The organism is Cellulophaga geojensis KL-A, assembly GCF_000568425.1.
Taxonomy (GTDB): domain Bacteria; phylum Bacteroidota; class Bacteroidia; order Flavobacteriales; family Flavobacteriaceae; genus Cellulophaga; species Cellulophaga lytica.
Map to the genome: position 1 here is coordinate 106,012 of NZ_ARZX01000011.1, position 9,371 is coordinate 115,382.

At 32.7% G+C, this 9,371-nt stretch carries 4 protein-coding genes; 3 read left to right on the forward strand and 1 reads right to left on the reverse strand.

All coding sequences use genetic code 11. From position 1 onward, the window contains the following. Positions 1–540: 540 nt before the first annotated feature. The 3 genes from KLA_RS17595 to KLA_RS17600 are packed head-to-tail and all read left to right on the forward strand — an operon-like array spanning position 541 to position 8,931. The gene (locus tag KLA_RS17595) at positions 541–4,143 is read left to right on the forward strand and encodes a carbohydrate-binding protein (RefSeq protein ID WP_161633462.1); all 3,603 of its coding nucleotides are present in this window, start codon (positions 541–543) and stop codon (positions 4,141–4,143) included. Positions 4,144–4,201: 58 nt separating this feature from the next. Continuing rightward, complete coding sequence (locus tag KLA_RS09960; protein ID WP_152536841.1) at positions 4,202–6,139, forward strand: T9SS type A sorting domain-containing protein; 1,938 nt, start codon at positions 4,202–4,204, stop codon at positions 6,137–6,139. Positions 6,140–6,192: 53 nt separating this feature from the next. Next, on the forward strand, positions 6,193–8,931 hold the full coding sequence (locus tag KLA_RS17600; protein ID WP_051456086.1) for a right-handed parallel beta-helix repeat-containing protein: 2,739 nt from the start codon (positions 6,193–6,195) through the stop codon (positions 8,929–8,931). Between the two features lie 114 nt (positions 8,932–9,045). Here KLA_RS17600 and KLA_RS18090 read toward each other — a convergent pair. Then, positions 9,046–9,371, reverse strand: a 326-nt coding sequence (locus tag KLA_RS18090; protein WP_034645488.1) for a hypothetical protein, incomplete at its 5' end; no start/stop codon positions are given.

Here is a 9,371-nt window from a genome sequence, read left to right on the forward strand (position 1 = left end):
TAAGTAAGAAATAACTTACCTTTGCTGTATCCCCAAAGAATTTTTTTATCAACTTAATTATTTACAAAATGAAAACAATTGTACTTAAGTTCTACTACATTGCTAAAAACGAGCTTTGGGCTTGTTATTCTTTAATCACTCATTATTTAACATTTTATCATTTTTCATCTTTTAGTACTAGTTAAAAAAGTACTGTTTGGTAAAATATAGGGCGTATCTATTTAGTCTGTTCATAAGGCTAAATGCGCAAAATGGGCTAATACTATTAGCTACATAACGGATAACCTATGTTTTAACTGAATATTCTTTTTGTTGATACATAAAAAAATAATGAATCTTGTGACTCTACTGTTCAGTTTTTTAACAAAACTACATAAGCCTTAAATAATTTCTTATGCATAGTTGTTTGTACACTTAAGCCATAGCTAAGCTATTATTTATATGTCTTTTAGTAATGTAAAAAACAAAGTCTTAAACTTTTTTTACAGTCATAAGTCGTTTGTTACTAATTGTTTAATTCTTAATTTAAATTTTACTACTATGAAATTTTTTAAACCTCATCTATTAACGGTATTCATACTTTTTGGTATGTTTTTAAGTGCTCAAACTCCAGAAGGAGAGCTAAAACGGTGGCACAAATTATCAATAACTTTTAACGGACCAAGTACATCAGAAACCGCTAATCCTAATCCTTTTTCAGATTACAGATTAGACGTAACTTTTACACACAAAAACAGCAACAGAAGTTTTACTGTACCTGGGTACTATGCAGCTTGTGGTAACGCAGAAAATACGGGTTGTAATTCTGGTAATAAATGGAGAGTACATTTTACACCAGATGATATAGGACTTTGGAACTGGACAGCAGTTTTTAAATCTGGTACTAACGTTGCAATTAATAGTGGCGGTAGCAGTGGTGGTTTTATGGATGGTACAACAGGTAGTTTTACCATTAGTGAATCTAATAAAACAGGCAGAGACTTTAGAAATAAAGATTTGGGTAGACTACAATATGTGGGAGAACACTATCTTAAGCATACTGGTACAAACCCAAATAACCCTAACGGAGCTTGGTTTTTAAAAGTTGGGGCAGATTCTCCTGAAAACCGTTTCCATTATGTAGATTTTGATGGTACACCTGGCAATACAGCTGGTGGTAATAAAAGTAAAACCTGGCAAGCACATGTTACAGACTATAATGCTACAGATGCAAGTGCGTATACTTGGAACAGTGGTAAAGGTAAAGGTATTTTAGGATCTATAAACTATTTGCACGGGCAAGGTGCCAACGTAATCTCTTTTTTAACATGGGCAGCTGGTGGTGATGATGGTGCTGTTTTTCCACACATATTAAAAGGGTCATCATCAGATTACTCTAGCGCAAGCAAATCTGAACAGTGGAATAAGCTACATAAAGATAGGTTTGATGTATCTAAACTTGCCCAATGGGAGAAAGTAATGGAGTATGCAGATAAAAAAGGTATGTACTTACATTTTAAAACAATGGAAACAGAAAATTGTGAAAAAATGGATGGTCATACTTTTGGTAGGGAACGTAAGTTATACTACCGCGAGTTAATTGCCAGGTTTGCACACCATTTAGCATTAAACTGGAACCTATCTGAAGAATCTACCATTAAAGATGATGTGGTAAAATCTACTATAAATTATATTAAAAATTTAGATGCATATAACAACCATATTGTTTTACATACATACCCAGGTCAGCAAGACCAAAGGTATAACCCATTAATAGGTAACAAGTCTAACTTAACAGGTGTGTCTGTACAAACAAGTCAAAATAATGTACATAAAGATATACGTAGATGGGTAATAAACTCAAGAAATACAGGTAAAAAATGGGTGGTAGCAAATGATGAGCAAGGTACTGCATCACAAGGTATAATGGTCTCGGACAAACAAGTTAGAGAAAAAGTACTTTGGGCAACTTTTTTAGCTGGTGGTGCCGGTGTAGAATATTACAGTGGTTATACTAGTAATGATGGTGACCTTAATGGCCAAGACCATAGAAAAAGAGGTGCTAAGTATAAAGAAGGTAGTTATGCGCTCTCTTTTTTTAATACACATTTACAGCCATACTTAACAGAAATGATTTCTGCAGATAATGTTACGGCAGATAATAATGACTATGTATTTACTAAAGAAGGTAAAATATATGCTATTTACAGACCCAATGGCGGTAGTACATCTTTAAGTTTGCCAAGTGGTAATAACAAGTATAATGTACAGTGGTTTAACCCTAGAGCAGGAGGTAATTTATCAGCAAAAACAACCTTAGGTAATAATTTGGTAGCACCAGATACTAATGACTGGGTTGCGTTAATTACAAGTAAAAATGATGATGGCAATACTGTTTGTGATAATGTATTAACATCTACCTTAACAAACGATGCTTATTTGCAAGGAACAACTAGGTTTAACAACGCAGAATTAAGAGTAGAAAGTGGTAGAAGACTAGCTTACCTAAAGTTTACAGTACCTACAACCTCTAAAACAGTTACAAGTGTAAAGTTACAACTTACAGTTTCTAGTGATTCTGGCAATGGTTTAATAGAGGTTTTTAAAGGAAGCTCTACTAACTGGACAGAGGCTAATTTGTCTAACACAAACAAACCTGCAGAAGGCACAAAATTAGGGCAATTAAACACTACTTATAGTGTAGGTAGTACTTATGATTGGAACTTAACTGATGTAACACCTGGGGAAACCATTACTTTAATACTAAAGCAAACTGCGGGTAATGATGTGTCTTTTTCATCAAAAGAAGGGGCTACATCTCCTAAATTAATTTTAGAGGTTGAATGCGATGAAGCTAACGGAGCAGTAAATAACAATATTTTATTGCCTGGAACTTTAGAAGCAGAAAACTTTACAGATCAATTGGGTACACAAGTAGAAAACACATCTGATGTTGGTGGAGGAAAAAACATAGGCTATATAGAAGATGGAGATTATACCAATTATAAAGTAAATGTAGCGCAAGCAGGTACTTACAAAATACAGGCAAAAGTAGCAACAAATACAACAGGAGGTACAATTAAAATTGATGCAGATGGTACTAATATTGGTGAACTTACTGTAGTAAATACTGGAGGTTGGCAAACTTGGAAAACGGTAACTGCAACTGTTAATTTAGAAGCGGGGAAGCAAACACTTCAATTGAACTTTACAGGTGATTCTGGTTATTTATTTAATGTAAACAAACTAATTTTTGAAGAAGATGTTACTACTGAAGAACCTGGTAATGATTGTATTGCTGTAGAAAAAAATGGAGTAGTAGCTGTAGAAGCAGAACATTTTTTCAGTCAATCTAAAGATGACGATAGAAAATGGTATACTTTTAATGAAACCACAACAGGTACTCCAACTCCAGATCCAGATTCAAATCACTATAGCGAAGCAAGTGGTAATGGGTATTTAGAAATTTTACCAGATACAAGAGTAACTCATAGCGACCCTCTTAATGCTCAAAATTTTTCTAATGAACCAGGAAAAATAGCAATAGTAAATTATAAAGTTAAGTTTACTAGTCCAGGAAAATATTTTGTTTGGGTAAGAGCACATTCTACAGGATCTGAAGATAACGGTGTACACGTTGGTATTAATGGAACTTGGCCAGCTTCTGGGCAAAAAATGCAATGGTGTACTGGTAAGCAACAATGGACTTGGGAGAGTAAGCAACGTACAAATGCAAATCATTGTGGCGAAGCGCAAAAAATCTTTATTGATGTACCAACAGCAGGAGTGCATACAATTTCTTTTTCAATGAGAGAGGATGGATTTGAGATGGATAAGTTTGTACTTTCTAAGACGTACACTAAACCTGTAGGATCTGGACCAGAAGAAGTATTAGAGGGTTGTTCTAATTCTGAAAGCGCAAGTGTGGCTTTAAAAATCAATGAAAGTAAAGTTGTTGTTTTTCCTAATCCGGCACAAGAATACGTAACAGTATCTGGTGTTAGTGTAGGTAAGCAAATTATTTTGTATGATTTTTCAGGGAATGTAATTCTTAAAAAAAGAGCAACAAATGATTCAGAAACACTAATTGTATCTGGTTTAAAAGCTGGTAAATATATTATTGGTGTAGAAGGAGAAAAAGGTATTCATTTTATAAAAAAATAACAAATCTAAGGGCTATTTGGAATATTATATTCCAAGTAGCCTTTTAATTTTAAATGCTATGAATTTTAATCTTTTTAAATATAAAAAAGTAATTGTTTGCAGTCTTATTTTTCTATTATGTATAGGTTTAAAAGTAAGGGCACAATTAAAGGTAGGAGACCCAGGTGTACGTTTTAATTCTAATAAGTATGACAGTAGGTACCCGCAAATGAAAGAATGGCAAAAAGCTGGCGTTAGAGGCGGTATTCCGTTTTTAAAAGATGTAAAAGTTGTTAAAACTCTTACAAGTGGCGCCAATAGTGATGCTATTAATAATGCTATTAAAGATGCATCTAAAAGTAGCGGATTGGTAGCAGTGTTACTAAAAAACGGTACTTACAATATTAATAAACGAATTGTAATGAAGTCTAATGTCTCATTAATTGGAGAGACTAGAGATGGTGTAAAATGCATTATTAGTATGACAAGTAGTGATGCGTTTAGTTTTTATAAGGTTCGTAAAAGTGGTATTTACACATTAACCATACAAGGTAGTTGGGGAAAACCTAAATACGATTGGAATTATAGTTTAGATGCAAATGATGAATTGAAAAACAACGATAACATATCTGTTAAATTTAATGATTCTGAAGATTGTTGGTTAGATAAAGTAAATATTATAAACTCTGCAAAAGATCCTGTTAGGGTACCAGCAAACCATATTACGTTAAGAGATTTGCGTGTAGATGGTGCTCATAAAAAAGCAGGTGGTGCGCAGGGATACTTTTTTATTCAAGGAGCATATAACTTAATTACTGGTTGTAAGGTTACACATTTAAGGCATATATCTTTACAGGGTAGTAAAGTTGAGTATAATGTGGTTTATGATAATGACTTTAAGCAAGAAGTAAGTTTTCATAGTGGAGATAAGGGCAACAACTTAATAGAAAATAACAGAATTACATTGCCTTTTGATATGCCTAACTCTAAGGCAGATACGCCTAATGCGGTTTATAATAGTAATAAAGAACCTAATTATTATGCAATAATGGGACCTTGGTCTAGTCAGCATCAAAACTCTAAAAATCCAAATTTTATATTTAAAAATCAGTGTTTGGAGCAAAACCATAATAATGCAACACCTTGGTCTAATCAAAATTTACTATACAAAGGTCCTAGGCAAGTTAAACCATCTAATCCTGCCACAAATTTTCCGGCATTAGCAACAAGTTTAACTCCAAAGGGAGGAACACTGTATCCTATTATTTTAGGAGAAAACACGGGTGGAGCAACTAATTGTAGTGAAGAGGAAATTGTATTATTGTCTGAAGATGCATACATACAAGGATCACAAACGTACAACACTAGTCAGTTAAGGGTGGAAACTGGTAAAAGAGTTACTTATCTTAAGTTTGGCATACCATCTAATTTGCCAGCAATTAAAAGTGCTACATTAAGCTTAACTGTTTCTACAGATAGTGGTAATGGGCGTGTAGATATTAACAAAGGAACTTCTAATAACTGGACAGAAGATAACTTGTCTGATACTAATAAGCCGCAAGTATCTAGTATTATAGGGACACAGATAAGCTCATTTGTTGTGGGTAAAACCTATACATGGACACTTAGAGATGTAAAAGCAGGAGAAACTATAACATTATTAGTGAATCAAATTAATGGTAATGATGTGTCCTTTTGGTCTAAAGAAGGTACAAATCCACCAAAACTAACCCTAAGTTTAGATTGTAGCGGAGTAGAACCAACTACAATACAAAGGTTATTGATTGCGGAGAACAAGTCAAGTATTGTAGCATACCCTAATCCTGCACAAAATTACATAACTGTTTCTAATATAAGTAAAGGTGATGAGCTTATTGTGTATAATTTTTCAGGTAAAATAATATTAAAAAAAGCGGCTAAAAATAATAATGAAACTATAAATATTTCAAATTTAAAGAAGGGGAATTACATTATTTCAATTCAAGGAAAAAGCAGTCATAAATTTATAAAAAAATAACAACCATATGCCGCCTGACTACTATAGTTTGGCGGCTTTTTAAACATCTTATTATGATATTTACTAAACAAAAAATACATACATACATTCTGTGCGCTTTTTTACTTTTAAGCGGACTCTCCTTAGTAGCACAAAAAAACTACTATGTAAGTGCCTCTGGTAACGACTCTAATAACGGTATATCTGCCGCTACGCCCTGGAAAACTATAAACAAAGTAAACAGTCAAAAAAGCAAAATTAATGCTGGTGATGTTATTAATTTTAATAAAGGAGATGTGTTTTATGGCTCTTTAGATTTAAAGGGTAAAAAAGGCTCGTCTGGTAAAGCAATAGTTTTAAAAGCATATGGTTCTGGTAATAAACCAATACTTAGGGCAGCAAAAAAAATAAATAACTGGACACGCCATAATGGCAACATTTGGAAAACAAATTTAGCTAAGGTTAATAATGGCAGAATACCATCGTTATTTTTAAACAACCAAGCACAACAAATAGGTAGAGAGCCAAATATTAGTGCTGCAAATGGTGGTTACAGAACAATAAAATCTCATGCAGGAAATAATAAATCTATTTCAGAAGCATCAAGTTTACCTTATGCATCAAATAGGTTTAAAGGTGGTGAAATTACCATTAGAACTACAGATGATAATGTTAAGGTAGAAACTGTGACATCTCATGGAGGTACAACGGTAAATTTTAGTTTATCAGACCCTAGTGCAGGTTTTGAAAACAATATCGAAAACAATTTTGGATACTTTTTTCAGAATCACGTTAATACACTAGACCAAAATGGTGAGTGGGCACATGATACAAACGCTGGTGTTTTGTATTTGTATAGCAATAGCAACCCTAACAATTTAAATGTAGAAATACCAGCAGGGGATGAGACATTGGCTTTAAATAATACCAATTATATTAAAATTCAGGATTTAAGAGTAGAAGGAGGTTTAAGTCAGACTCTAGCTATAAGCGGTGCTTCTAACTTAACTATTACAAACTGTAATTTTTACAATGGAAATAATTACTTGTCTTTAGGTTTTACCTTAAGCAATATAAAAGTAACAAATACTGTTTTTGAAGAAAGTAATAACGTTGCTATACGTTGGGAGGGTATAAATGGACTAACTTTTACAAATAATAAGGTGCAAAATATAGGTATGCGTACTGGTATGGGTGCGCCAGGTTTTATTGGGTATACAGGAGTTAGGTTTATTAGTAAATCTGGATCTTCTACTAACATTATAGAAAAAAATACAATTAAAGATATAGGCTATCATGCATTAAATTTTGGTGGTGGTAACTTAAAAATTAGGTATAACAATATTAGTAATTATTGCTATACCAAAGATGATGGTGGAGGTATATATTCTGTAGGTAATAAAAACGGAAATAACAGTATTTATAACAATATGGTACATGATTCTCCTGGTGCCATTAGAGGTATACCTGCCGGAAGAGGTGTTAAAACAGCTGGTATTTACATAGATAATGACTCTCAAAACCAGTTAATTTATGAAAATACGGTATATAACATTGTAGGCTGGGGGTTAATGGCAAACCTGTCTAGTAAAAATACAATTAAAGACAATACGGTTTATAATTGTGATAATGGGTTAGTACTATCTACCTATAATAATAGTTTTGGTGCTGGTGGTAGTGTAGCAAAATCAACAAATAATACAGTTACTAATAATATATTGTTTTGTAAAAAACCAAACCAGTTTTCTGCAAGGTATACCAACCAAATTACAGATGCTGGTTTTAATACTTTTTTAGGAGATATAAATAGTAATTATTATTGTATGCCCTTTAATGGAAGTAAACAAATTAGTATAAGAGCTGGCAGACAAAACACAGAGTACAACTTAAATGAATTTAAATCAAAATATCCTAATTACGAGAAAAAAGGAAAGAGTGCTCCGGTTACTTTTGCAGCAACAGCAAATCCAAATACTTTTATAAAATTTGTAGTAAATACAACAGGTGTGGCAAAATCTGTAAGTTTGGGATCTACAGATTATGTAGATGCAAAGCATAATAATTACACAGGAAATATAACTGTAGCTCCTTATTCTGCTATTGTATTGTTAAAAGGAAAAGCAGATGCAGGTTCGCCAGTAACCTCTCAGTTAATAGATAATGGAATGTATACTATAGAGTCTGTAACTTCTAACCAAAGATTATTGTCTAGAGCCTTAGAGACATTTAACGCTAAAATGGTAAATCCGGGTAATTATGATGATCAAAAATGGATTTTTACGCATTTAGGTGATAATGTATATACTATAAAAAACAAAGCAAACAATAGATTTTTAGAAGTGCCTTATGCTAAATGTGAAAACGGAATTCAAGTAGCAACTTATACAAGTGCTGCTGGTAAACACCAACAATGGAAAGTTATAGAAAACGGAACTAATGTATACGGCTTATTGCCTAACCACTGCCAAACACAAGGTTTAGACCGTAATAACGGAACACTTAATACCAATGCAATAACTTATACTTATGAAAAAGGAAATGGCAACCAAAAATGGAAAATAGTACCAACAACAGCTAGTTTAAGAAGCAGTGAAGCTGTTTTAACAGTATATCCTAATCCTGCAAGTGAATTAATAAAAGTAGCAGGAGTAAAAGTAGGAGATAAGCTTGTAGTTAGGAATATGAATGGTGTTGTTGTAAAAGAAATGAATGCAACAGCAGAAGAAGCAGTTATTATTTTAGATAATTTAAAAACTGGAATGTATATTATTTCTATACCAGGAACAGAAAGTAAACAGTTTTATAAACAGTAATACTTTAAAAATTAGTAAAATGCCACCTGAATGTAACATTTGGGTGGTTTTTTAATTTTCTGTTGCTCTGCTTACTCTTTACGGAACAAGCAAGATGCTTGCGCTAGCGAGGGATTATGTAATAAATTTTTCATCTAAGTATGATGTTAAAGCAAGAAAGCTATCATAAGATGATTGCCACATTGAAGAGTTTTGATTTATATAGAATTTATATTCTTCATCTTTTTTATTTTTATATTCTTTATACCTAGAGTTATTATACATTTTCATTATTATCAATGTTTTAAGAGTACAGTTACCTGGTATGTAATTCGGGAATTCTTCAAAATCTAGCTTCTCAAATATTTCATCATTTACAGACTTGGCATTAGGAAACTTTTCAAAAAACGGTAGAATATAAGAATCTATGTGACTTATTATTTCATTTTCAAACTCTTTAA